Here is a 25,100-nt window from a genome sequence, read left to right on the forward strand (position 1 = left end):
GGCGGCGCGGGCTCGCTGCGGACGGCGCCTCGCCCTGCTTCCAGCAGCGCGCCCTGGCCTTGGTTGCGATGGAACCTGCTAGCCTGCCGCCGCCATGAGCTGATCCGAAGGTATGTGGCAGCGGATGAAACCATCTGCCATGCGTTGAACAGGCGGGCGGCTTTGTGCGCATCGATCGTCGACCTGGCGCGGACAGCGGCCGGCCAAGGCACATCCCTTGCCTTGCACAGCGACGGATTGGGGCATCGCCGGGGGCATCGGCCGATAGTCATCCCTGCGCAGATCCGGCGCGGCACGCAGCAGCATTTCCGTATAGGGGTGCCAAGGCGAGCTGAAGAGGGCGTCGGTCCGGCTGACCTGCATGAGTTCGCCGAGATAGAGGACGGCCACCCGGTCGGCCAATTGGCGCACCACGGCCAGATCATGCGAGATGAACAGCATGGCAACGGCATGCTGCGCCTTCAAGGAGGCCAGCAGCTCAACAATCTTCGCCTGCACGGAAACGTCGAGCGCAGACAAAATCTCGTCGCAGATCAACAGCTGCGGCTTGACGAGCAATGCGCGCGCGATCGCAACACGCTGGCGTTCGCCGCCTGACAATTGCTCGGGAAAGCGCTCCAGATAATTGGCGTGAAGACCGACGCTTTCCAGGGCGTTTTCGAGCGCCGCGGCATCGAAATCGATGCCGAAATGATCGAGCGGGCGCTCAAGGATGGCCCGGACCCTGCGGCGCGGGTTCAGCGATGCGTCCGGGTTCTGGAATATATACTGGATCTGCCGCAATTGCTCGCGTGAACGACGGGAAAGCCCCGGCTCCAGCCGTTCACCGGACAGGCATATCGATCCTGACAGGGGCGCCAGTCGGCCGCTGATGGCGCGAGCGATCGTCGACTTGCCGCTGCCGGATTCGCCGACCAGAGCCACGATCTCGCCGGCATTCAGCTCGATCTCGATCTCGCGCGCGGTGATTTTCTCCTCACCGCCGAACAGGGTTTTCAGCCAGCCGGGGCGAGCGTAGGAGAGCGTCAGATCCTGCAGCGACAGCAGATTGCCGGTCGCACTGCCGGCGCCGTCCGGGGCCTTGCCGAGCCGCGGCGGCGGCGCGGGTGGCGCAAGCTCGTTCCAGCGCATGCAGGCCACGGCATGGCCGGCATCCACATTTCTGAGGGACTGAGGCGCCGAGCGGCACGCTTCAATGGCCGCATCGCAGCGCGGCTGGAACTTGCAGCCATCCGGCATCTGGTCGCGGCTCAACACGCCCCTGAGGCCTGTGGCGCCGAGAGTGGCGTGCCGGATCGTGGGTATGGAGGCGATCAGACCGCGCGAATAGGGATGAAGAGGCCGGGACAGCAGGGTTTCGCAACCGGCGGTCTCGACCAATCTGCCCGCATACATGACGCCGACCCGGTCGGCGATCTGGGCCAGCAGGGCAAGATCATGGGTAACATAGAGCATCGCCATGCCGATCCGGCGTCGGAGCGCTGACAGCAAGCCGACGATCTGACGCTGGGTCGTGACGTCCAGACCGGTCGTCGGTTCGTCCAGGACGAGAAGATCGGGATTGCAGGCGACCGCCATCGCGATGGTGACGCGCTGCTGCTGGCCACCGGAGAGTTCGTGGGGATAGCGCCGGCCGACGTCCGGAAGCCCCACCAAGCCGAAGAGCTCCCGCAGCCGGTCGTCCATGGCGACATCGTCTGCCAGGGCCCGATGGGCCGAGATCATCTCGCGTATCTGCGATCCGATGCGCATGCCCGGGCTCAAGGCCGTGGTGGGGTTCTGCGGCACGAAGGCAATCCTTCGTCCGCGCAGCGCGGCCAGCGATGGCGCATCCAGCTGCAGCAGATCGGTCCCATCGAAAAGGACCCGCCCTGTCTGGACCCGGCTGCCGGGCGTCTGGTAGCCGAGCAGTCGATAGGCCACCGTCGATTTGCCCGAACCGGATTCTCCGACGAGCCCGAAGGCTTCTCCACGCGCAATGTCGAAGGAGACGCCTTCGACGACATTCGTCCATCCTGCCGGGCCCGCATAGGCGATCGACAGATTGTCGACGGCGATCAGCTTAGTCATGGTTCAGGCTCCAACCATCGGGCGCTGGCCGAGCATGCGCGACAGGCCATCGGTGAACAGATTGAGGCCGATGACCAGCGACGCGAGGCCGAGGCCGGGGCCGAACACCGTTGCGGGCGAAGCAATCAGGAGATTGCGATTTTCACTGATCATCAGCCCCCATTCGGGCGTGGGCGGCCTGATGCCGAAGCCCAGGAAGCCGAGCGCCCCGATGAGGATGGGCGCATAGCTCAGGCGCAGCGAAAACTCGACCAAGAGGACGTTCGCGGCGTTGGGGAGGATTTCGCGCAGGACGATCGACCAAAGGCCCTCGCCGCGAAGCTGGGCTATGGCGACATATTCGCGCGTGGCGATTTCCATCGCCGCCGCTCTGGCGATGCGGGCGATGCGAGGCGTGTAGACCAGGCCGACCACGAAGACGATCAAGAGCGGGTTTCCCGACAGGGACGGACCTGCGGCAATGATGACGACGAGTGCCAGGGCCAGAAACGGGATGCTGATCATCGCCTCGACAAGGCGTTGTGCGATCTCGTCGAACCAGCCTCCGACATAGCCGGAAACCAGGCCCAGGATCGTGCCGGCGACCATGCCGAGGATTGTGCCGGCGCAGGCGAGGAAGAGCACGATGTGGGCGCCGTACATGAACCGGCTGAAGACATCGCGCCCGATCTGATCGACCCCCATCGGATGGAGCCAGGACATGCCCGACAGGGGCATGCCCGTCGCCATCTCGGCATAGCCGAAGGGCGTCCACAGGGCGCCGACACAGGCGAACAGCAAATGGGCGGCGAGGATCGTCGTGCCGACCCGGAAGGCGCCGGGCGTGTCGCGCCAGCTCCAGCCGCCGATGCGCAGCGTCCGGCGTCCCTGACGGCTATCGAGCCTGATGAATGTCATGAAGCTGTCCTCAAGCGGGGTTGCAGGAGGGTGGCGCCGAGATCCGCAAGCAGATTTGCCGTGATGTAGACGGCCGCGCTGATCAGCACCGTCGCCTTGATCAGCGGGATGTCGCGCAATTGCAGGGCGTCGATCAGAAGCGTGCCGAAGCCGGGATAAGAGAACACCCGCTCCACGATGACGACGCCGCCGATCAGAAAGCCGAGATTGAGCGCGGTGACGTTCAAGGCCGGCACGATCGCATTCGGCAGGGCGTGGCGCCAAAGCACGGCACGCGGCCGCAGGCCCTTCAGCTCCGCCAGGCGGACATAGTCGGAGCGCAGTACCTCGATCAGGCTGTCGCGCAGGACCCGGATCGCATAGCCGGCCATCATGATGGCCAGCGTGACCGCCGGCAGAACCATGGCGCGCAGCGTGTCCGCCCAGCTGCTGGTCTCCGATATCGTCGACAAGGCCGGCAGGATCGGCAATGCCACCGCGAAAACGAAGAGCAGGATGGTTGCCAGCAAGAAGTCCGGCAAGGACAGCAGCAGCAAGGTGATCACGGAGATCACGTTATCGGCAATGCCGCCCCGCCGTGTCGCCTGGACGATGGCTGGAATGATCGCGAGCACGACATAGATGGCGAATGCCAGCGAGGATAGCAGCAGCGTGTTGACGATGCGCGGGGCCAACACGTCTGCGATCGGCCTGCCAGTGGCGAGCGAAGTGCCGAGATTGCCGTGCAGGAGATCGGTGAGCCAGGTCAGGTACCGGCTCCAGGCCGGCTGATCGAGATGCAATTGCTGCCGGAGGACTTCAAGCGCCTTCTCCGTGGCATCGCGTCCGAGGATGCGCGTGGCGGCGTCTCCCGGCAGAGCCTCCAGGATGAGGAAGATCAGGAGAGACACCAGCAACAAGGTGAAGACCGACAAGCAGACCCTGGCCAAGACGAGGCGAAGAACCTTCATGGCAGCGCGGCCCCCTTTGCGTTCTGCGGCGCAGGCGTGACGGACGATGCCGGCAGGAAGGTTGAATCGGTGTGCAGGTCGCCCTCCCAAACATAGAGCAGCACCAGGGGCCTGTCGGCGGACAATGTCGCGTGGGGGAGCCAGGAGGGGTGGTGAATGATCTCGCCGGCCTGCCGCTGGACCCAGGGCGAGACTCCCGCTTGCCAGAACGAAGGGCCGGTCAGCGGATAGTAGATTTCGTCGGCCGGGTGGTGGTGGAGCGGATAATGCGTTCGCGGGCCGAGGAACATCAAGCCGAAGGCAATCTCGCTGTCCGTCAGCAATGTGGGAGGCCCATTCTCCGGGCCGCAGATGACGGCATAGCCGTAATTATCCGCGAAGCTCGGGCTGGGCGGTGCGGCCAGATAGCTGGGGCTGCGCGTGACATGGACAAAAGGCAGCAGGTCGAGGAGTGCCTTTGCCAGCGGCGAGCGATCGCCTTCGGCCATCAGTTCGGCTTCGCAGGCGGCCTGGATCGGCGTGCGTGCCCCCGGGACGCTGCGGCTCGTCGCCAGCTCCTCTGCCAGGTTCCGCAGGCGAGCGGCATGGGCCGAGGCCACCGGATGTTGCGGCTGATCGAGGCCATCCGCGAAGCGGAGCATGAATGTCTTCAAACGATTAAGCGGCATGAGAAGGCCTTTCTCAGGAGCCGGCGGCTCCTGAGGCTGGGATTGGATCTGATATGGCGTCGAAGAGCGGAGCTACTCGGTGCAGCTCAGTTCGGCATAGTCGATACGATTGACGTCGACATGGGGCGCGTAGCCGCTGCAGCCCTTGCGAAGCCCGGCCACGGCCGAGGTGAAGATCGGCAGGATCATGCCGCCCTCTTCGGCCACGATGCGCTGGGCGTCGCGATAGAGCGCCGTGCGTTGCGACGGGTCGGCGGTTTGTCCGGCCTTCGTGACCAGGGCGTCGAAATCAGGCCGATACCAATGCGTCTCGTTCCACTCGGACTTGCTGTTGAGCGAGAGCGTCAGGGCTTCGGCCGGCGGGCGTGCGCTGGTGTAGGAGATCACGGCCGACTTCTTCCGCCAGATCGTGTCCCAATAGCCTTCGGCGGGCGCGGTGATGACATTGACCTTGATGCCGGCGGGCTTTGCCATCTGCGCGTAGACCTGGGCAAGAAGAAGCATGCCCGGATAGGAATCTGACGTATAGAGATCGAAGGTAATGCCGTTTGGATGGCCGGATTCTGCAAGCAACGCCTTGGCTTTCGTCACGTCAGCCGCTTTGGGCGGCGTGGCAAGACCGAAGGGAGAACTTGGCGGGATGGGCGTGTCGCCGCCGGTTTCGCCGTAACCCAGGAGCACGGTCTCGAGGATCTTCTGACGATCCATCACCAGCTTCAGGGCCTGTCGAACGCGCAGGTCGTTGAAGGGCGCGGTGTCGGTCCAAACCGCAAGATAGAGCGAGGTGGCACCGGGGGTCGAAGCGAGCGAAACCGCGGGATTGTTTTTCAAGGTGATGAGACTGACCGGATCGACCGCCAGCGACAGGTCGACCGAGCCCGACAGCAGGGCCGAAAGGCGCGAGGTCGATTCCAGGCTCGTGGTGATCTGCAGGCATTCGGCCTTGGGCAGGCCGGCCCGCCAATACTGGGCGTTGCGGCGCATCACCCGCACCGGACCGTTGATGGAAAAGGTCTCCTGCCGGAAGGGGCCGGTGCCATTGCCCTTGATTTTCAGGTCCTCGCTCTTGGCGCCGTCCCGCACCATCAGGGCATATTTCGTGGCGATCAGCATCGGCAGCTCCACGACCGGCTGCTTGACCTTGAAGCGCACCGTGTGGGCATCGACCGCCGTGATGCCATCTGCATCCAGGAAGGCGAGCGTCGAAAATCCGCCAGGCGAAACCGCCGGGTCGAGCAGGCGGCGATAGGAGTAGACCACGTCGGCCGCACCGAAATCCGAGCCGTCATGGAATTTGACGTCCGGCCTCAGATGGAAGGTCCATTCGGTGGCATCGGCGTTGGATTCCCAGGACTGGGCCAAGACCGGAATGGGCTCCATGGCATTGCTGCGGCCGACCAGAGGCTCATAGACGGCGCGGATGTGATAGGCGCTGTCGGTGCCGATCAGCGCAGCCGGGTCCATGGTTTGCTTTTCGCCGTCGGATTCATAACCGAGCACACGAATGCATTTGCCCGCGGCAACCGCATTCCCCGCCGAAAACATGCTTGCGCCAAGCGTCAGCGCCAGGATGGAGCACTTTGCGAATGTCTTCCTCATCTGCGATCCCCTTTTTGTCATTTGCGTGAATGCTAATGAGCCGCGTCGGCGTCTTGCAAATGACAAGAATTTTCCGCTAGATGAATGAGATTCATGCGGCAGCGCCCAACGTGATCCGACGAACGCTCCCTCCCCTCGCCACTTTGCGCGTGTTCGAAGCGGCGGGCCGGCTGTGCAGTTTCAAGAATGCCGCACTCGAGCTGAACCTCACGCAATCCGCCATCAGCCACCAGATCGCGTCGCTCGAGCGCAATCTCGGCACCCAGCTCTTCATCAGGAAGCCGGGGCGGGTCGAATTGAGCCAGAAGGGGACATTGTATCTGTCCGTCATCCAGGACGCCCTGGATCGCATCTCCCTGACCACGGACCTCATCCGAGAGGCGCCGGCCAAGGGATCACTCACCGTGCAGGTCTATGTCACGGTCGCCGTTCGCTGGCTCATACCCAGGCTGCATCACTTCAACGAAGTCTCGCCGGAGGTGACAGTCAGCCTGAATGCCGGCCTTCTCGATTGGGATTTCAATCCCGATCATGCCGATGTCGGATTGGTTTATTCCCGCACACCCGAACGTGCGCGGGTGAGTTACACCTTGTTGAGAAAGGAACGGCTCGTCGCTGTTTGTTCGCAAACGATTGCTGAGGCGATCTCATCACCTCAGGACTTGTCGCATTTCCCCTTTTTGTCGATAGCCGGTGCGGCCGAGGATACAGCGATATGGGCTCAGAGCCTTGGCTTGCCCGCCCTGCTGCACAAGAGCGCGCCGCGCTACGACAGCACCCTGCTGGCGATCGAGGCAGCGATGAACGGCCAGGGCCTGGTGGTGGTTCCCCATTTCCTGGTCGAAGCGGACCTGCGCAGCGGCAATCTGACGATCCCCGTGCCGGCCGATGTGATGCAACCCGGCGGCTGGTATCTCGCGCATCTGCAAAGGCGCGGCAATGAAAGGCCAATTCGGGAGTTTCTGCGCTGGATTCAGTCCCAGTAGATTGCCATCCCCGAGGCATTTGAGCGTAACAGTGATCGATTTTACAAAACAGATCTGCCGCCACGCCAGGTGACGGCAGAGAGTTTATCGAGCGATGTCGGGAAGGGCTCAATCTCGACGTTGCTGCCAGTCCTTCAAGAAGGATGCGGCCACCGCAACGTCGGGGGAGAGCGCACGGTCCTTATCGAGGAACGGCACTTTCTTGCGAAAGGCCTGCTTGAAAGCGGTCGTCGCGGCCGATAGCGGCCGGTCTTGATGCTCGGCCAGGCGCAGGTCCACAGCCTGGGCCGCCTGGATCAACTCGATACCGAGAATTGTGAAGCTGTTGTCGATCTGCGCACGCACCCTGCTGACGACCAGGGGAGCATTCGTGCCGACATCCTCCACCCCGCCGGCGATGGGCCGCGAGTCGAATGAGGTGGGCTGCGCCAGCGCCCGGGTTTCCGTTGCAATCGCCATCAGCGGGGCTTCGACGACCAGGAAGGCATGCTGCGCCTCGCCGGCCGCGAGGTAGCGAGGCAGCTTGGAGTGCTGAGGGTTGTTCAGCTTCAAGGTGCGCTCGGACGAAGCCGTCGCATGATGAGCCAGGACGATTCCCAATTCCTCGAAGGAGATGACCCAGGGCAGCGGGTCGAAATTGGCGGTTGGCAGGACGGCGCCGCCCTCGACATAGCCGCGCTTGGCCTGCGGCAGATCGGAGCTCGGGCGCACCCCGAGCGCGACGCCCGGGTTGTCGTCGGAAGAGTTGATCTGGATCTGGAGGAGAGATTTGGTCCGCGCAATGCTGTCAGCCATGCTGCCGAACAGGTAGGGAGCCGTACGATAACTCAAAGGATCCTGGAGGATGCGCTTGTCGTCCTGTTGCCAGAGATAGCTGCCTGCCAGCAAGGTTCTGAGTTTTTTGGCTGCGCCGCTATAGCTGGGAAAGGGCCTCAATGCGGCGACATCATCGAGCAGCGGCGAGATGTTCCCGTTCAGCCCCTCCAGGCTCAGCGCATAGACCATCTCGGAGCTTGCCATCATCTGCTCCGCATCATGGATCGCCAGCGCGCCAAGGCCGGCGGCATAGGCATTGGAACTGAGGATGGCCAAGCCATCCTTGCCGAAGGGCTTCAGCCGCTCGATCTTGGCCGCCTGCAAAGCCTCGGCGGCAGGCACGCGCTTGCCTTTGTAGTCGACCTCCCCTTCACCCAGCATCGCCAATCCCACATGGCTGAGCAGGGTCATGTCCGCTTGTCCGACGGAGCCGCGCGACGGCATGATCGGTGTGATCTGCTCGTTGAGAAATGCAAGCAGCATGTCGGCCACGCTCTTCTGCACGCCCGGGCCGCCGGTCAGGATGTTGTTGAGGCGCACCGCCATCGCCGCACGGACAACATCCAATTCGGTGTCCGGGCCGACACCAACGGAATGCGCGCGCAGCAGCCCCTCGTTGAAGCGGCGCGACGCTTCCAGCAGCTCGGGCGTCAGCTCGCCCTTCGCATCCACCGTCTTGCGGTCCTTGTTCCAGCCGACGCCGACCGTAAGACCGTAGATGTCCTGCCCTTCCTTGGCACCAAGCAGCAAAATATCGAACGCCTTCGAAACTTTTTCGAGGCTCTCGGAAGGAACGACGACCTTTTCTCCCCTGGCCACTCGCACGATCATCTCGGGCGTCGTATCGCGCCCCGTCAAGATTACATCAGCGTGCGCCGCGGATGCCAGTAACATACAACTTCCGGCAATACACGATAGAAGGCTATATTTTGACATTTCTCTTCCCCTTTATGTAGGGAAAGAGCTTGGTAATTTCGATATACGTTCGCAAATGATGAAAAATTACGTGCGCGTGAATCGTATTCATGCGCCGCGCATGCCGATGACCGAAGGGCAAGCCGACCTCCGATCGACCGTCGCCGCTTGTCCGGAATGACTTCCCGTTTCCGGGGAAGAACGGCACGGCCTAGCTGGCGGCCAGCTTCTCGAAGGCGATTCCGATCGAGGTACAGTCCTGCCACATCACCTGCGCGATGCGCTCGGGGCCCGTGAGGGCTGAGGTCAGACGAATCTGCCCTTCCAGCTCCAGGCCAGCCGGCACTCGCAGCTTGGCTCCCCCATCCGATATATCGCGGATGATGCAGCTGTAGATGACTCCGCTGCTCGTCTGAATCTTGGCCGTCTCCACCAACCGTCGACGTTCGGAGCGGCGCGTTTGGGATGTCGTCATGGGCGGGCTGATATCAAGCTATTCGTTGTTCAAGGATGAAGCGGTTCGTTTGCATTCGACCAGCGCTGGCTCATCCCGTCCTTATCCACAAGCGGTTTCGGCGGCGGCGATCGATGATGGGACAACGCTACCAGCATCCCTTCCCCGCATAAAGCGGCAGCTCATGCCGGCGATGACAAACCGCATTTTCTGAAAGTGCGGCGTGGCGCGGGCCGCCTGCGACAGCAAGATCGCCGCTCGCGGGATCGCGGGCTCATAGCTGGCGAGCAGGTCGAAGACACAGGTTGGTTCCTTTCAGCGAGGCTAGCCAAACCGGCCGAGTGGCGGAAGGATGCGGAGCAGCTCCTCCTGCCGGTCCTGCAAGCCCGGGGGAAAGATCAGCCGCGTCCCCAGATTCTCGCGCGTTTCGTCGATCAGAAGGCCGGGATTGTCCGTCGCGACTTCGATCAGCAGTCCGTCCGGGCCGCGAAAGTAAATCGAACGAAAGTAATGGCGGTCCTTGATCGGGCTGGTGTCGATTCCGAAGCGCTCCTTGAGCGCTGTCGCCATGCTAGCCAGGTCAGCCTCGTCCCTGGCCCGGAAGGCGACATGATGGATCGCTCCCGCTCCGAGTCTGGGGCGCTGCCGATCGTTCCGCCGATGGAGGCAGAACCAGCCGCCGGCATCCCCGTGCGCAGAGAACTCTATCCAATCGGCTTGGCGCCGCATTTCGGCGAACCCCAGAATCTCCGTGAGTATTCGCGTCATCAGCGCCGTCCCGCGCAGGCTCAGTGACACGCCGCGCAGCGCGCTGACTGCGAAAGGCGCTGGGATATCGGGCGGCGACCAGAGCGCTGCGGCAGCGGGCTCCGAAGCCACCAGCGCCAGCGGCGCGTGGTCGGGATCCTCGAAGCTCAGTTGAGCGGCTCCGCCTGGCGCCCGCTCGCGTCGGAATGAGACGCCGGACGCAATAAGCCGTCTCTCCCACCAAGCGACCGCCCCCGGAGCAATGGCGAAGGAAATGCGTTCGCCGCCGTCCGGCCGTTCACTGGCCGCGGCCGCGCTCGACCACGAAAAGAACGAAAGGCCGCCGCCCGGTGCGCCATCCGCTTTGCCGTAGATGAGGTGATAGGCGCCGGGATCCTCATGCGTCACCGTCCGTTTTACCAAGCGGAGGCCGAGTACCCGCGAATAGAAATCGAGGTTGCGCTCCGCATCCGTCGCGATCGCCGTGACATGATGCAATCCTCGCCCGGTCATGCCTGCGATCCTCCGCCAGAACGGTGTCGCTCCCCTGAAGCACGAGCCCGGTTGCGTCTTGATTTCCGATCCGTCGCCCGCATGGCGATCCGAAGGCACTTTCTGGTAGACGTCTTGGACAATGGCGCGGTCATTTGGACGGGAGCGTCGGAAACGCCCTCTGTTGGAAAATGCTAGCCTAAAACCGCCGAACGGCTCAATCGCATCAGCATTCCCGCGCAATGTCCGGCCCCATCGTAGGCCGCAGGGGCTGCTGCAGCCTATGATGCCGCAGAGCCGGCAAGAATTTCTGCACGGTTTGGCCGGCTCGCGACTCCGACCCGCAGAATGCGGGATGACACGGGGTTTGCAAGACGCTAAGAACGCTTCGCTGCGACGCATCGGGTCTCGATCGCAAGACAGCATGCGGGCGTAGTTCAGTGGTAGAACGTCAGCTTCCCAAGCTGAATGTCGTCGGTTCGATCCCGATCGCCCGCTCCATCATTTCAATGGTCAGGCCCATATCTCCGAAATCTCGCGCGACGCCAGGCCTCGCTCGGCGGCAAGCGCGAGATGCGGGTGAACAGCGTCTCGACGCTGAACCTAGCCCGGCGCCGCCTGCCGTCGCTTCCACTCCGCATAGAGATCAGCCCCATCGCCGAGACGGACGGGCACATGGCTGATCTTCATCGACTGCTCGGCGAAAGGCTTCGCGAGATCGGCATAGATCGCGGCCGTCGAAAGCCCATAGGGCGCTCCGTCATCGTTCGAATAAGCGAAATGGACCTCGCCCACGCCGGCGAGCCGCATCGCGGCCATGCACATCGGGCAGGGATGACCGCTGGCGTAGACCACGCAGCCTGAGAGATTCGGCGATCCCAGCTTGCGGCTCGCGGCGCGCAACGCCGTCAGCTCGGCATGGGCGGTGGGATCGTTCGTCGCGACGATCTCGTTGACGCCTGTGGCTACCACCTCGCCGCCCCGCGCCACGACGGCGCCAAAGGGCCGGCCGCCCGTCTCCATATTGGCCTTGGCGAGTTCAATCGCCTCGCAGAGAAAGCGCTGGACCTCACTCATCATCGCCCCCTCACCGGGCGCCGGCGGCATGCAGAATCTGCTCGATCCTGGCATAACCGCGGCTACGTGCGTGCTGGAGCGGCGTGACGCCGTCGCGATCTGCGAGGTTCGCGTTCGCCCCCGCCGCGATCAGATCCGCAACAATCTGCTGATGCGCCTGCCCGCCATCGCTGAGGATGATCGCCTCGAGCAGCCCGGTCCAGCCGAGATTGTTGACGTGGTCGACGTCGACACCGGCGGCGATAAGGGCGCGAACGGTCTCGACATGGCCGCGCTCGCAAGCCGGGATCAGGGCCGTGCCACCGTAGCGGTTGGTGCTCCTGAGGTCCGCGCCATGGGCCAGCGTCAGCTTCAGGATGGCGAGATGGCCGCGAGCTCCCGCATAGAGATAAGGGCTGTCGTTGATCGCGTCCTTGGCGTTCACATTCGCCCCGGCCTCGATCAGCACTTTGGCCGCGTCGGCATGGTTCTCATGCGTCGCGACCAGCAATGCGGTGCGCCCGCGCGCATCGCGCGCGTCGATGGCAGCGCCTCCGGCAACAAGGCGCTTGATCGCGGCGGTATCGTCGCGGGCGGCGGCGGCGTGAAGGCTCGTATCCGTCATGGTCTGTCCGAAGGCGATCCGCGGGCAGAACGCCAGCAGGAGAAGCATGAAGGCAATGATCGGCGACGATCTGGACAAGCGGTGATCTCCTTGCCGTGCCGGGCATCGCCCCCTACGACGCGCACCTCTCCGAAGCCGATCTCGACGCAGATTGCAGCCTGCTTCAGATAGAAACCAGGCCGCCCATCCGGAAATTAATTATACGGATACTGCCCAGTGGCTTTTCGAATGGATGTCCGCAGAGTCAGGCACGACGCGCCGGGACCATGATCGCCCCCGAGGCCGCGATCACCAGTGCCAGGCCGAACCAATCTGTCGCCGTCGGTCGCTCGCCCAGCAGCAGCACCGAGCCGAGCACGCCGACCGCCGGTACCATCAGCGTGCCCAGGCTCGCGATGCCGGCAGGCAGGCGCGCCACCACCGTGAACCAGAGGAAATAGGCGAGCGCCTGGGCGCCGATGATGTGGAAGCTCAACGCCGTCAGCACGCGCGGCGACAGCAGCTTCGGCACGGGCAGGCCTTCGAAGACGAGCATGCCGATGCCGGCGACGCAGCCGCCGATCAGCAATTGCCAGGCGGCGATCGCGAGCGCCGGGGCCGAGACCGGCCAGCGCTTGGTCACAATCGTGCCCAAAGCCCAGCTCACCGCAGCGCAGAGCGCCAGCATCAGGCCGAAAGAGAGCTGTCCGGCAAGGATCAGCGGCAGGCCGAGGCAGATCAGGCCGGCGATGCCCAGCGCAAGCCCCGCCAGGCGCCGACCGTCGAAAGCCTCACCCAGCACAAAGCGTGCGAGCAGCGTCGCCCAGATCGGCATGGTGAAGGTCAGGATGGCGGCGCGCGAGGTCGGCGCGGCGAGCTGCGCGAAGGCGAGCAGCACATTGAAGGCGGCGATCGAGAGGAAACCGGCGACGACCAGCCGCGGCCACTGCGCGCGGGGCACCGCGAGCGGGACACCGCGCGCGAGCGCAACCGCGACGAGGACAAGCCCGGCACAACTCATGCCGGCGGCGCGCAAGGTCCAAGGCGCGATCTCTGTCAGCGAGATCCGCACCGCCGGCCAGTTGAAGCCCCAGAGAAGCCCAAGCAGCGGAACGAGCAGCAGTGCCCGGCCGGATCGTCCCGCGTCCTCTCGGACGCGCGACGATTCCGTTTCTTGCTTCAGCATCGGATACTCCGAAAGCCGGTTCCCACTTTTCGGTCCGATGCTCGGGCCGCACTCACCCCTCGATGCTTTCGAGCCCGCACCATTCGGCGACGAAGAGCGCCATGGCGCCGGTGATGCGCTTCACCGAGGCGAGGCTGACGCGCTCGTCGAAAGCGTGGATGTTCTCGCCCATCGGGCCGTAGCAGAGCGCCGGGATCTTGTCGTAGAGCGCATGGACGCGGGTATCGAGATAGGCGGCCGTCATGAAGCTCTTCAGCGGCTTGCCCAGCGCCGCCTCATGGGCGCGGGCGAGCACGGCCTCGGCCTCGCTGCCGGGCTCCAGCACGTAGCCCTCGGCCCAGAAGCCGTTGAAAGTGACCTTCGGCGGATTGTTCGCCAGGAAGGAATCGCCGCGCGCGGCTTCGCGGATGCAATCCTCGATGCGCTGCACCGTCTCCTTGGCGGTGACGCCGGGATAGAGGCCGACGCGGCAATCGACCCGGCACCAGCACGGCACCGAAGAGGCCCAGTCGCCGCCCTCGATCTTGCCGATATTCAGGTTGATGGGATGCGGATCATCCTCGAAATGCTCGCGGCCGGCCTTCTCGATATTGAACTGTTCCTCGAGCTTGCGCAAAGCCGCGACGACACGATAGGCGGCATCGATCGCGTTGGCGCCGGTGCCCATCTCGCGGACATGGGCGGGGATGCCGCGCACCTCGAACTGGAACCAGAGCACGCCGGCATTGGCGCGCGCCAGCATCTCATATTCCGGCTCGGGAATCAGCGCGGCCTCGGCGCGATAGCCGCGCAGATGCGTCATCAGCGCGCCGTTGCCGGTCGATTCCTCCTCGACGACGGATTCGACATAGACCGTCGCCGCAGGTTGCATGCCGATGCGGCGCAGCGCGTCGAGACAGAAGAGATTGGCGGCGGAGCCGGCCTTCATGTCGGCGCTGCCGCGGCCGTACATCCAGTCGCCCTCGATCACGGGGTCGAAGGGCGCATGCTTCCACTGATCGGCGGGGCCGGCCGGGACGACGTCGACATGGGCCTGGAGGATCAGCGAGCGGCCCTTCTCCTCGCGAGGGCGATGGATGCCGACGACGATCGGGGCTTCGGAATGCGTATCGGAGAAGGGTGCGCCGCCGGGATGGGCCGCAATCGCCTCCCTGTCCATGGCGAAACGGACCATGGTGAAGCCGCGCTGCTTCATCGCACGGAAGATGAAGTCCTGGACCGTGTGCTCCTGCCCGCGGGTCGAGGCGAAACGGACGAGCTCCTGCGTATAGGCGACCTGTTCGTCGAAGCCCGCCTCGACGGCGGCGAGGATCTTGTCACGCAAGGCGGGATCGAGAGGCATGGGTATTCCTATCCAGCGTCATGCTCGGGCTTGACCCGAGCATCTCGGAAACCAGTGTCATCTCGTTACGAGATTCTCGGGTCTGCGCTTCGCTCGCCCGAGAATGACGGCGAGAACAGCATTAGTGCCCGAAGCGCGCGCCGCCCGGCACTGCCGCCAACAGCTGCCGCGTATACTCATGCTGCGGGGCGGTGAAGATCGCAGCGGTTGGCCCGCTTTCGACAATTCGTCCGCGCTGCATCACGGCGACGCGGTCGCAGATCTGCGCGGCGACGCGAAGGTCGTGCGTGACGAAGAGGATGGCGAGACCGAGCCTGCTTTGGATGTCCTTGATCAGCTTGAGGATCTGCGCCTGCACGGAGACGTCGAGCGCCGAGACCGCCTCATCCGCCACCAGCACGTCCGGTTCGAGCGCGAGAGCCCTGGCTATGCCGACGCGCTGGCGCTGGCCGCCCGAGAATTCATGCGGGTAGCGGTCGATGGCGTTGGCGGAGAGACCGACAAGCTCCAGCAATTCCTTCGCCCGCGCTAAGGCCTCTTTGCGGGGCGTGCCATGGGCGACCGGGCCGTCCGAGATGATGCGGCCGACGGTCTGGCGCGGATTGAGCGAGGCGAATGGGTCCTGGAAGACCATCTGGATGCGCTTGCGCTGGCGGCGCAGTTCGGCCGGCTTCAGTTCGGAGAGAACGAGATCGCCGAGCGCGATGCGGCCGCGATCGGGCTCGATCAGACGCAGGCAGCAGCGCCCGACCGTCGACTTGCCCGAGCCGGATTCGCCGACGAGGCCGAGCGTCTCGCCGCGGACAAGCGTGAAGGAGATGTCGTCGGCCGCCTTGACCTCGCGTGCGACGCCGAAGAGCGAGCGCTTGCGATAGGTCTTGCCGAGCCCCTCGACGCAGATCACCGGCGCGCTATCTGGCAACGGCGGCAGCACGGCCGGCGTCAGCGAGGGCACGGCGGCGAGCAGCTTCTGCGTGTAGGGATGGGCGGGAGAGCCCAGCACCTGATCGGCCGTGCCCTCCTCGACCAGCACGCCCTTCTCCAGCACGGCGATGCGGTCGGCGATCTCGGCGACCACGCCCATGTCATGGGTGATGAAGAGCACGGCCGTGCCGTGGCGATGGCGCAGATTGTCGATGAGCTTGAGGATTTGCGCCTGGGTGGTGACGTCGAGCGCTGTCGTCGGCTCGTCCGCGATCAGGAGCTTGGGCTCCAATGCGAGCGCCATGGCGATCATCACGCGCTGGCGCTGGCCGCCCGAGAGCTCATGCGGATAGGCTTTTGCGAGGCGCGGCGGATCGGGCAGGCCGACCTCGGTCAGGAGATCGATGGCGCGGGCCCGGCGCGTCGCCTTGTCGTGCAGGCCATGGGCCTCGAAGGTCTCGACGATCTGGTCGGAGATGCACATGACCGGATTGAGCGAGGTCATTGGCTCCTGGAAGATCATGCCGACCTCGCGGCCACGCACATCCTGCATGGCTTGTTCGTCGAGGGCGAGGATGTCGCGACCGGCGAGCCTGATCGCGCCAGCAACCGGCTTCACCGCCTTGGGCAGCAGGCCCATCACGGCATGGGCGATCATCGACTTGCCCGAGCCGGATTCGCCGACGACGCAGAGCGTCTCGCCGGGCTGGATGGCGAGCGTGACCTTTTCGACCGCGTTGGCGCGGTCTGCCATCGCCGGTAATGCCAGCGTAAGGCCTTCGATGGAGAGCGCGGGAGCGGTCATTCGCGCCATCATTCCCGCCCCCTCGCAAGGCGCGGGTTCAGGGCATCGTTCAGCCCCTCGCCGGCGAGATTGAGCGCGAGCACCGTCAGGAAGATCGCGAAGCCCGGGAAGAAGCTGATCCACCAGGCGTCGAGCAGGCGCGTGCGGCCGGCGCCGACCATGTAGCCCCAGCTCATCAGGTTGGGATCGCCCAGCCCGAGGAAAGAGAGCGAGGATTCCAGCAGGATCGCCGAGCCGATCATCAACGAGCCCATGACGATGATCGGCGCGATGGTGTTCGGCAGTACCTGGCTGAAGATGATCCGCGGCGTCGACTGGCCGATCGTGACGGCCGCCTGGACATATTCGCGACTTCGCAGCGAGAGCACCTCCCCTCGCACCAGTCGTGCCACGGGCGGCCAACTGACGACGCCTATCGCCAGCACGATCGAGCCCAATTGCGGCTGCAGGATCGCGACCAGCACGATGGCGAGCGCGAAGGAGGGAATGGTCTGGAAGAACTCGGTGAAGCGCATCAGCGCGTCATCGACGAAGCCACCGGCATAGCCCGCCATCGCGCCGAGCGGCACGCCAATCACCAGCGCGACCAGCGTCGAGACCACGCCGATCATCAGCGAGACGCGTGCGCCATGGACGAGGCCGGAGGCAAGGTTGCGGCCGAGCGTGTCGGTGCCGAGCGGGAAGCGCTCGTTGACGAAGGGCGCGAGGAAGGGCCGCGCCACCGGGCGCCAGGGCGATTGCGGATAGAGCGTCGGCGCCAGGATCGCGAAGGCGACCACGGCGAGCAGGATGACGATGCCGATGACGGCGCCGCGATTGCGGACGAAGCGCTTGAGGAAGTTCATATCGACCTTTACCTGCAGCCCTCATCCTGAGGAGCGCCGCAGGCGCGTCTCGAAGGATGCTCCAGATGTTGCCGGAGTCTTCTGGAACATCCTTCGAGACGGCCCTGACGGGCTTCCTCAGGATGAGGGCTGAGGAAAACTGACATGAAGCCCCTCATGCGTGCGCCTCGATGCGCGGATCGACGATCCGGTAGACCAGATCGGTCGCGATATTGAAGCAGACGACCATCGCCGAGGAGATGAAGAAGACGCCGAGCAGGACGGAATAGTCGCGCTGGACTAGCGCATCGAACATCAGCCGGCCGATACCGGGCCAGGCGAAGACGGTCTCGGTCAGGACCGCGCCGCCGACGAGTTGGCCCGCCTGCAAGCCGGCCAGCGTCACCACCGGTAGGATGGCGTTGCGGGCGACGTGCCGGCGCCAGACTCTGGCCTGCGAGACGCCCTTGGCACGCGCCGTCTTGACGAAATCGGCACCCGCGACCTCCAGCATCGAGGCCCGCATCATCCGGGCATAGAGCGCGGTGAAGAAGAGGCCGAGCGTCAGCGCGGGCAGGATGAGGTGCTGGGCGATGTCGAGCGCCCGCGCCAGACCGGTATAGTTCGCGCCGATCGTCTCGTAGCCGACATTGGGGACGAGCCCCAGCTTCAGCGCGAAGACGATCTGGCTCATCAGCGCGACCCAGAACAGCGGCGTGGCATAGAACATCAGCGCCAACGTGGTGATCAGGCTGTCCGACCATTTGCCGGCCCGGCGCGCGGCGAGCGCGCCCATCGCGGTGCCGACGACGAGCGAGACGAGGAAGGCCGCGCCGGTCAAAAGCAGGGTCGCCGGCAGGCGCTCCATGATCAGGCTCAGCACTGGCTGCTGCTGGCGGTAGCTGAATCCGAGATCGAAGGTCAGATAGCCCTTCAGGTAGATCCAGAGCTGGGTCAGGAAGGGCTGGTCGAGGCCGAAGCGAGCGCGAAGCTGTTCGAGCAATTGCGCGTCGGCGGCGCCGGCCTCGCCGGCGAGCACCTGCGCGGGATCGCCGGGCGCGGCGCGGATCAGCAGGAAATTCAGCACGGCGATGGCGAAGAGGACGATGATCCCCTTCACGAGCCGGCCGGCGAGGAATTGCGCGAGGTTCATTCAATCCTGTTCCCGATGGCGGCACCTCCGCCGTCATGCTCACCCTTGCGGCGAGCATCCACGTCCGGAACACCGTCCCCGACGACTGAAGACGTGGATGGTCGGGACAAGCCCGACCATGACGAGAAGCGCGCAGGCGCCTGTTCGTGAAGGGCCGGCGAGCTGCCCTCACTCCTTCCAGGCGTCGCGGAAGCCGTCGTCGACGCCGATGCCGGTTGTGACGAGGTTCTTGACGTTGCAGCGGTAGATGGTCGGGAAATCCATCTCCAGCAGCCAGAGCACTGGCAGTTCGTCGGCCAGGACCTTCTGAATCTGGGTGTAGAGGTCCTGGCGCTCCTTGTCGGTCGGCGCGATCGCCGCGTCGGCGAAGAGCTTGTCGACCTCCGGATTGGAGTAGCCGCCGACGTTGGCGAAGGGATTGCCCTTGGCGATGTTGGACGAGATGTAGGAGCGCGCCACGCCCATGGCGGGATCCCCAAGCTGATAGAGGAAGTTGAAGTTCAGGTCGAAATCCCAGTTCGACGCCTTCTGCGTCCAGCCGGGCACGTCGGTGTTCTCGATCTGCACCTTGACGCCGACATCCTCGAGGTTCTGCTTGATCGCCTCGGACCAGCGGCTCCAGGTCTCGCCATAAGGCAGGTTCAGGAGCTTGATGGTCTCCCCCTTGTAGCCGGAGGCCTTGATCAGCTCCTTCGCCTTGGCGGGGTCATAGGTGTATTTCGGCACGTCGGACGAATAGAACTTGGTCTTGGACGAGATCGGCCCGGTCGGCAGCTTGCCGAGGCCGCCCCAGACCACGTCCTTCCCGAATTCGCGGTCGATCGCGTACATCAGCCCCTGGCGGAATTGCTTGTTGCCGAGGATGCCGTTGCGCACGTTCGGCGTGATCCAGGCATGGGGGGCGAACATCTCCCAGCCCTTGGTGGTCACGCAGGTATTGGGCAGCTTCGACAAACGCGCGACGTCGTAGACATCGACCGAGCCGCCGGTCAGCACGTCGACCTTGCCCGTCTCATAGGCAACGGCACGGGCGGCTGCATCGGGAATGATCTGCCAGTAGATCTCGTCGAGGTTCGGCTTTCCCTTCAGCCAGTAATCCTCGTTCCTAACGAGGTGAATATAGGAGCCCTTCTTCCACTCCTTGAGCTTGAAGGGGCCGGTGCCGATCGGGGTATTGTTGGCGGGATTGGCACGGTAATCCGTACCGTCATAGATGTGCTTGGGGATCATCGGCGCGGAGGCGACCTCCTGCGTCATGATCATCGGGCCGAAGGGCTGCTTCAGCGTGATCTTGACCGTGAGGTCGTCCACCTTCTCGATCTTCTCGACCTGCGCATTGACGATCGGGCGCCAGCGCGGGTGCACTTCGCGCAGGAACTTGTCGAGGGTGAAGACGACATCATCCGCTGTGAACGGCTTGCCGTCATGCCATTTGACGTTTTCCTGGAGCCTGAAGGTGTAGACCTTCGCGTCCGGCGAGATCTCCCAGCTCTTGGCGAGCGAGGGCTGCGGCTCGAGCTTCTCGTTATAGCGCAGCAGCGACTCGTAGATGTTGCCGGCGACCATGTTGGTCGGGCCGTTCTGGTTGAGGCCCTGCATCAGCATCGGCGGCTCGGGCTGGACCACGACATGGACCGTACCGCCCTTCTTCGGCTCCTGCGCCTGCGCCGCCCCTAGCGCGAGGACCGACGCCGCAAGCGCCAAGCCGAACCGCCATCCCGTCATCCTGGCCTTCATTTGCTGTTCCCCTGCCTCGTACCGAGATCGTATCGTTTGAATCGGGCCGCGCGGACCGGATCGGTGCCATCGCACCCGATCACGTCGCTCTTGGCAAGCGCCGCGCCAACCGATCGGCAGGGTTCCGGATCAGCGGGCCATGGCCGCCAGAGCATCGCGCATCGCCAGGCTCGGGATGCCGAACAGGCCGTCATAATGCGTCTCGAGATCGCTGATCACGAACATCACCGTCGAGATCGAGATGACACCGATGGCCAGCACGATCGCGGCGACGCGCTTTCGCGGCGTCTGAATGCCGAAGCTCAGGAACACCAGCATCAGCCAGAAGGTCACGACACTGGTGAAAAGCGGCGAAATCGGCCCATGCACATCCTCGATGACGGCCCAGCGCCGCTGCTGCAGCTGGAGATAGGCCGACCGGCACTCGGCCGCGATGTTGGCACGGAGCGTGTCTGTCGAGGGCAGGCCGCTGATGGCGCGCCCGATGCCGTTGAGCAGAGCACCGAGCGAGGGATCGGCTCCTTCGCGAGCCATGGCGGATGTATCGGGCAGCACCATTCCGACAGGCTTCGGCTCGCGGGGCCAGGTACTGGCAATGACCGCGGCCGTGTAGGTACGCAGCGCGAGGCGGGTTGGGTCGGCCTCCGGCCCGTAGTTGCGCAGGCATTCGTCGAGCTGGGCGAGTTGCGCGGCGTCGGCGCTGCGGTCGCGATAGGCCTTGTCGAAGCTTGCCTTCACGTTCGAGAGCTGAAGGCTGAGTACCAGAGCAGCAAAGGTGACGAGCAGGCTGGTCACGAGGCGCAGCGCCTCCATGGTGCGCTCGGGGAGATTTTCTTCCGACAGCCAGCCGCGCATTTTCATGCCCAGAACCGCGCTGGCGCTCAGCAGCAGGCAGAAAGTGAAGGCTGAAACGGTCTCGGGCATGGCCGCGGTCGCTCCCGGCAAAGTGCGGGCATACGCACGCTGCTTCAGAGACTTAAGATGATCAGCGGTGTCAATATCCGGCGACGATCAAACTGCCGACGTGCTGCAGAACGCGTTCAGCGCGCATCCTCGACATAGGTGGCGACGAAGCGGACGAGTTCGCTCTGCCGCGCCGTTCCGGTCTTGGTGAACAGGCGCTGGAGGTGGGTGCGTGCGGTCGTCGGCGCGATGCCGAGCCGCTTCGCAGCGACGATCGTGTCCAGCCCTTCGACGATGAGCGCCAGCATGCGCTCCTCCGTGGGCGTCAGCCCGCAGGCTTCGCTGACCTGGGCGACGTTCCGCTCCATGACGCTTTCGGGGTCGTCGACGGTCAGGACGAAGAGGTCGATGCCCGCCAGATGAACGGCGTCGATCGCGACCTGTCGCCCGCAGCGCAGCGCCAGCGGCAGCCGCGTCTCGCCGACCGCGCTGCCGCAGCGGCTGCGCTTCATCCAGAGCTGAAGCCGCGCCAGGAAATCCTTGTCGCAGGCGGTGAAACGATCGGCGTCGCCCAACCCGTTCCGCATGAGCGCGGCCGCCGAACGATTGCTGAAGCGCATGCTCAGGCCGGCATCGATAACGAAGACAGGCTTCGACGCTCCATCAGTGGCGTCTGGAACCAGCCGGCGCGGCGGCATTGGCGAGAAATCGGCCCTGCCTATGACCGAAACATGGAATGACATCGCAACATCCATCTCCGCAATCCAGGGATCGCCGCGCACATGCAAGGAGACAACCCCGCACATGCTTCGGTTTCCATTCGTCGCAGGAGGATGGAGATCGGTTCAAATTCGCGCAGATGCGGACCGGGGGGTTGGCAAGAGCGCGGCCGCCAAATCAGGCCTTCAGCGCCAGCCGATAGGTGTAGGTGTCGCCACGGAACAGGCCCTCGACATATTCGAGCATGACGCCGTCCGCGCCGTAGCTGCGCCGTTTGATCAGCAGGCAGGGCACCGGCCGCCGGAATCCGAAGATCGCGCATTCCTCGTCGCTCGGAGCCGCCGCCTCTATGGTCTGATCACAGCGGACCAATGGGAACCCGAATCCGGCGAGGGCAGCATAGACGGAGCCCGACAGTTCGGCCCGCGCCAGCTCAGGAACCCGCTCCAGATTGTACCAGGCGCATTCGCGCGACATCGGGACGTCGTCGCCGGAGCGAACACGGACGAGCTTGAGGAAGCTGGCATGCGACGGCTCGCCGAAGATCGAGGCAATCGCGCGGTCCTGCACTACCGTCCGCTCGAGGATGCGGGAGGACGGGACCCGGCCGAGCTCGTGCATCTCCTCGGTGAAGCCCTTGAGCCGGTCCATGCCCGAATGCAGACGACGCCCCGGCCCCTGCACGATCGACCCCAACCGGCCCTGCGCGCTCAGCAGCTTTCGCTGTCGCAGCGCATTGTAGGAGCGTTGTACGGTGGTGCGGCTGATGCTGAGCCGCTCGGCCAGCTCACGTTCCGCCGGCAGGGTCGTGCCCGGCGGGAGGATGCCGTCGCCGATCAGTCGCGTCAGTTGATCCTCAAGCTGCTGATAGAGCGGCTTGGCGGTATCGCTGCGCAGCTCCAGCAGTTCCTGGAACGGCGGCTTCGGATTGGTAGGCTTAGGCACTGTCGTCAGTTGCATGATCGTGACACAACCCGCGTAGCAGTTCGTGGATAGGAAAATCAAACCCTATGCTCGACAAACCGATCTTCATTCTGGGAAGCTTCGTCCTCGCCTGCTCGGCAAAGGTCGGGCGTTTTCCGCGGCCGGGGGAATCGATCGCCGCCGAGCGCGTGACCATCGAGCCCGGCGGCAAGGGTCTGAACCAGGCGATCATGGCACGCCGCCTTGGCGCCGCGGTGGACGGGGTCCTCGCGGTCGGCGACGATCTGGCTGCCAGCTTCGCCCCCGCGGCGCTGGCACGCGCCGATCTGCCGGAGGGGATGCTCGTGCGCCTGGAGGGACGGACCGGAAGCGGCGTCGCCTTCATCGACGCGGCCGGCGAGACCAGCCTTGCCATCGCGCCGGGGGCCAATCTCGCCGTTTCGGAAGCGCATGTCCGGGACAAAGCCGAAGCCATCGCGGGAGCCGCGCTGGTCGCCGCGCAATTCGAGATTTCGGACGACCCGATCCGCGCGGCTTTCGCCCTGGCGCATCGAGCGGGCGTGCCGACCCTGCTCAACCCCTCGCCGTTCCGGCCGGTGCCGGACGACATCCTGCGCTCGACCTCGTTTCTCATCGTCAACGAAACCGAAGCCGGCGGCCTCGCGGCCACATTCGGCTGGCAGGACGCGGACATCGCCACGCCCGGGCGCTTCGCCGCAGAACTCGGCCCGGCGATCCTCAAACGCGGCCCGAAGCTCGTCGTACTGACCCGCGGCGCAGCCGGCGCCATCGCGGTCGCGGCCGGTGAGCAACCGGTCCTGCAAGCCAGTTTTCCCGTCGAAACGGTCGATGCGCTGGGCGCCGGCGATGCCTTTGCCGCGACACTCGGCGTTCGCCTCGCCGAGGGGCGCGCCCTCTCCGAGGCGTTGCGCCACGCGGCTGCCGCCGGCGCGCTGACGACGACGCGGCACGGCGTCTTCGATGCCCTGCCGGGGCCCGCCGAAATCACCCAACTCGCGGAAGCGCCGATTGGCGGGCAGCCGCCGCAAACTGCATAAAGATCTTTGGATTGCTTTTGGACTTTTCGCGACCCAGCCATGCTGCTAACCTGACCCGAGCAGATCAGACTTAGTCCATCGCAATTGGGGGGGTCATGGCGCATCCCGATGTCGATACCGTCATGACCGCGATCGACCAGTTGCTGGCCGGCGCGATGGACGAGCAGCAGATGCCGGTCGCCGCCGAGACGATGCGTCGGCTCTTCGACGGCTCGAAAGCCTGTTTCGCCAGCATCGGCCCCGACCCGGAGGACTGGATCGCCTACGCCACTAATCCCGACGAAGCCTTGCAGGAACATTGCTTCGGCGAGTTGGCGCCGGAATTCGTCGAGATGGGCCAGGCGCTGCACGGCATCCCGCTCGGGGAAGTCTATCGGGATCACCAGGTCTACGGCGCAGAGTCCCTGCGGCGCTCGCGCGTCTGGCAGGAGTGGATGCGACCGCAGGACATGTATGGCGGCATGGCCTGCCGCTTGTCGGAAAAGGGGCAGGCGTTCTGGTTCTTCGACGTGCAGCGCGGCCGCAGCCAGGACGGGTTCGACGACCAGGACGCCGCCCTGCTGGGCAGGCTCTACCCGGTGCTCCGCCGGGTGGTGGAACTGCGCCGTCATATCGGCCGCGTCACCATCCAACGCGACGAGGCGCGCGGCGCGCTCGACCGGCTGGCCCTCGGAATCGCGATCCTCGATGCGGAGATGCGGATTTCCTACGCCAATGAGGGCGCCGACGAGATTCTGGCCGAGCCGGACGGGCCGATCGGGTTGCGGCAGGGGCGCCTCTACGCCCGCCAGCCGGGCGACCAGCGCCGGCTCCGCCAACTGGTGGAGGGGGCCCTGCACTGCTCCCGCGACCCGCTCGCAAACCATCAGGCAAGCATGATCCTGCATGGCAGCGACGGCGGTCATTCGCTTTCGGCCTGCGTCATGCCTGCGGCGCCCTCCCCGGCGCTCCACGGGCCAAACGGTCTGATCATGATCGCGCTCAGGCGCCTTGAGACGGCGAGCGACATCGTCGCCTGCACGCGCCAGCTGTTCGATTTGACCGATACCGAAGCCAAGTTCGCGTCCGCTCTGGCGAGCGGTCTCTCTCTGACGGAGGCGGCCATGGCCCAGGGCGTGCGCATCTCGACCGCCCGCACGCATTTGGCGCGGATTTTCCAGAAGACCAACACCCGCCAGCAAAGCCAGCTCGTCTCGCTGCTGCGCAGCGCGGTTCTGCCCCTTCAGCCGCGCTGAGTTCGGCTCTCGCCCGGCAGGGCCCGACCCTGCCA

General features: G+C 64.8%; 22 protein-coding genes and 1 tRNA gene. 4 read left to right on the plus strand and 19 right to left on the minus strand.

Annotated elements, in window-relative coordinates:
- Positions 1–78: 78 nt before the first annotated feature.
- From AC1DDA_RS23465 to AC1DDA_RS23485, 5 genes are all read right to left on the minus strand, one after another.
- A complete protein-coding gene (locus AC1DDA_RS23465) occupies positions 79–2,070 on the minus strand; it encodes a dipeptide ABC transporter ATP-binding protein (protein WP_476797593.1) in 1,992 nt (663 codons plus the stop codon).
- Positions 2,071–2,073: 3 nt separating this feature from the next.
- Positions 2,074–2,967 (minus strand): ABC transporter permease, encoded by an 894-nt coding sequence (locus AC1DDA_RS23470; RefSeq protein ID WP_476797594.1) that lies wholly within the window; start codon positions 2,965–2,967, stop codon positions 2,074–2,076.
- A complete protein-coding gene (locus tag AC1DDA_RS23475; protein WP_476797595.1) occupies positions 2,964–3,917 on the minus strand; it encodes an ABC transporter permease in 954 nt (317 codons plus the stop codon). Before AC1DDA_RS23475 ends, AC1DDA_RS23470 begins: the two co-directional genes overlap by 4 nt.
- Positions 3,914–4,558 (minus strand): dimethylsulfonioproprionate lyase family protein, encoded by a 645-nt coding sequence (locus AC1DDA_RS23480; protein WP_476797596.1) that lies wholly within the window; start codon positions 4,556–4,558, stop codon positions 3,914–3,916. The genes AC1DDA_RS23475 and AC1DDA_RS23480 overlap by 4 nt, the downstream gene beginning before the upstream one ends.
- Positions 4,559–4,657: 99 nt before the next feature.
- Positions 4,658–6,049 (minus strand): ABC transporter substrate-binding protein, encoded by a 1,392-nt coding sequence (locus tag AC1DDA_RS23485; protein ID WP_476797597.1) that lies wholly within the window; start codon positions 6,047–6,049, stop codon positions 4,658–4,660.
- A gap of 215 nt (positions 6,050–6,264) precedes the next feature.
- Between AC1DDA_RS23485 and AC1DDA_RS23490 the strand changes: the two genes are divergently transcribed.
- Entirely contained in the window at positions 6,265–7,170 is a 906-nt protein-coding gene (locus tag AC1DDA_RS23490; protein WP_441513660.1) for a LysR substrate-binding domain-containing protein, read from the plus strand.
- Between the two features lie 108 nt (positions 7,171–7,278).
- Here the strand turns inward: AC1DDA_RS23490 and AC1DDA_RS23495 are convergent, their stop codons facing one another.
- The 3 genes from AC1DDA_RS23495 to AC1DDA_RS23505 form a co-directional block, all read right to left on the minus strand.
- Positions 7,279–8,880 carry an HAL/PAL/TAL family ammonia-lyase gene (locus AC1DDA_RS23495; RefSeq protein ID WP_476797598.1) on the minus strand — a complete coding sequence of 534 codons (1,602 nt, stop codon included), beginning with the start codon at positions 8,878–8,880 and terminating at the stop codon, positions 7,279–7,281.
- 232 nt (positions 8,881–9,112) lie between these two features.
- Complete coding sequence (locus tag AC1DDA_RS23500) at positions 9,113–9,376, minus strand: PilZ domain-containing protein (RefSeq protein ID WP_476797599.1); 264 nt, start codon at positions 9,374–9,376, stop codon at positions 9,113–9,115.
- A 303-nt stretch (positions 9,377–9,679) separates the two neighbouring features.
- A complete protein-coding gene (locus tag AC1DDA_RS23505; protein ID WP_476797600.1) occupies positions 9,680–10,837 on the minus strand; it encodes a VOC family protein in 1,158 nt (385 codons plus the stop codon).
- Between the two features lie 183 nt (positions 10,838–11,020).
- Here AC1DDA_RS23505 and AC1DDA_RS23510 point away from each other — a divergent pair.
- Positions 11,021–11,095, plus strand: a tRNA-Gly gene (locus tag AC1DDA_RS23510).
- 102 nt (positions 11,096–11,197) lie between these two features.
- On the opposite strand, the gene AC1DDA_RS23515 is transcribed toward AC1DDA_RS23510, so the two are convergent.
- The 11 genes from AC1DDA_RS23515 to AC1DDA_RS23565 all read right to left on the minus strand — a co-directional run bounded on the left by AC1DDA_RS23515 (position 11,198) and on the right by AC1DDA_RS23565 (position 22,808).
- Positions 11,198–11,671, minus strand: coding sequence for a nucleoside deaminase (locus AC1DDA_RS23515; protein WP_476797601.1), 474 nt, complete (start codon positions 11,669–11,671; stop codon positions 11,198–11,200).
- 10 nt (positions 11,672–11,681) lie between these two features.
- Positions 11,682–12,323 carry an ankyrin repeat domain-containing protein gene (locus tag AC1DDA_RS23520; RefSeq protein ID WP_476797685.1) on the minus strand — a complete coding sequence of 214 codons (642 nt, stop codon included), beginning with the start codon at positions 12,321–12,323 and terminating at the stop codon, positions 11,682–11,684.
- Positions 12,324–12,519: 196 nt separating this feature from the next.
- On the minus strand, positions 12,520–13,440 hold the full coding sequence (locus tag AC1DDA_RS23525) for a DMT family transporter (RefSeq protein ID WP_476797602.1): 921 nt from the start codon (positions 13,438–13,440) through the stop codon (positions 12,520–12,522).
- Positions 13,441–13,492: 52 nt separating this feature from the next.
- Positions 13,493–14,782, minus strand: a complete 1,290-nt coding sequence (locus tag AC1DDA_RS23530; protein ID WP_476797603.1) for an ArgE/DapE family deacylase — start codon at positions 14,780–14,782, stop codon at positions 13,493–13,495.
- Positions 14,783–14,903: 121 nt separating this feature from the next.
- Positions 14,904–16,511: an ABC transporter ATP-binding protein gene (locus AC1DDA_RS23535; protein WP_476797604.1), complete on the minus strand. Its 1,608-nt coding sequence runs from the start codon at positions 16,509–16,511 to the stop codon at positions 14,904–14,906.
- A gap of 8 nt (positions 16,512–16,519) precedes the next feature.
- Positions 16,520–17,356 carry an ABC transporter permease gene (locus AC1DDA_RS23540; RefSeq protein ID WP_476797605.1) on the minus strand — a complete coding sequence of 279 codons (837 nt, stop codon included), beginning with the start codon at positions 17,354–17,356 and terminating at the stop codon, positions 16,520–16,522.
- Between the two features lie 154 nt (positions 17,357–17,510).
- A complete protein-coding gene (locus AC1DDA_RS23545) occupies positions 17,511–18,488 on the minus strand; it encodes an ABC transporter permease (protein ID WP_476797606.1) in 978 nt (325 codons plus the stop codon).
- Between the two features lie 168 nt (positions 18,489–18,656).
- Positions 18,657–20,213, minus strand: a complete 1,557-nt coding sequence (locus AC1DDA_RS23550; protein WP_476797607.1) for an ABC transporter substrate-binding protein — start codon at positions 20,211–20,213, stop codon at positions 18,657–18,659.
- Between the two features lie 141 nt (positions 20,214–20,354).
- Entirely contained in the window at positions 20,355–21,149 is a 795-nt protein-coding gene (locus AC1DDA_RS23555) for a bestrophin-like domain (RefSeq protein ID WP_476780895.1), read from the minus strand.
- Positions 21,150–21,265: 116 nt separating this feature from the next.
- A complete protein-coding gene (locus AC1DDA_RS23560) occupies positions 21,266–21,871 on the minus strand; it encodes a helix-turn-helix transcriptional regulator (protein ID WP_476797608.1) in 606 nt (201 codons plus the stop codon).
- Positions 21,872–22,025: 154 nt separating this feature from the next.
- Positions 22,026–22,808 (minus strand): GntR family transcriptional regulator, encoded by a 783-nt coding sequence (locus AC1DDA_RS23565; protein WP_476797609.1) that lies wholly within the window; start codon positions 22,806–22,808, stop codon positions 22,026–22,028.
- 50 nt (positions 22,809–22,858) lie between these two features.
- On the opposite strand from AC1DDA_RS23565, the gene AC1DDA_RS23570 reads away from it, so the two are divergent.
- Positions 22,859–23,830 (plus strand): PfkB family carbohydrate kinase, encoded by a 972-nt coding sequence (locus AC1DDA_RS23570; protein WP_476797610.1) that lies wholly within the window; start codon positions 22,859–22,861, stop codon positions 23,828–23,830.
- Positions 23,831–23,925: 95 nt separating this feature from the next.
- The gene (locus tag AC1DDA_RS23575) at positions 23,926–25,065 is read left to right on the plus strand and encodes a helix-turn-helix transcriptional regulator (protein ID WP_476797611.1); all 1,140 of its coding nucleotides are present in this window, start codon (positions 23,926–23,928) and stop codon (positions 25,063–25,065) included.
- Positions 25,066–25,100 lie beyond the last annotated feature (35 nt).

The sequence above is a fragment of the Allobosea sp. 10N428 genome, assembly GCF_056394545.1.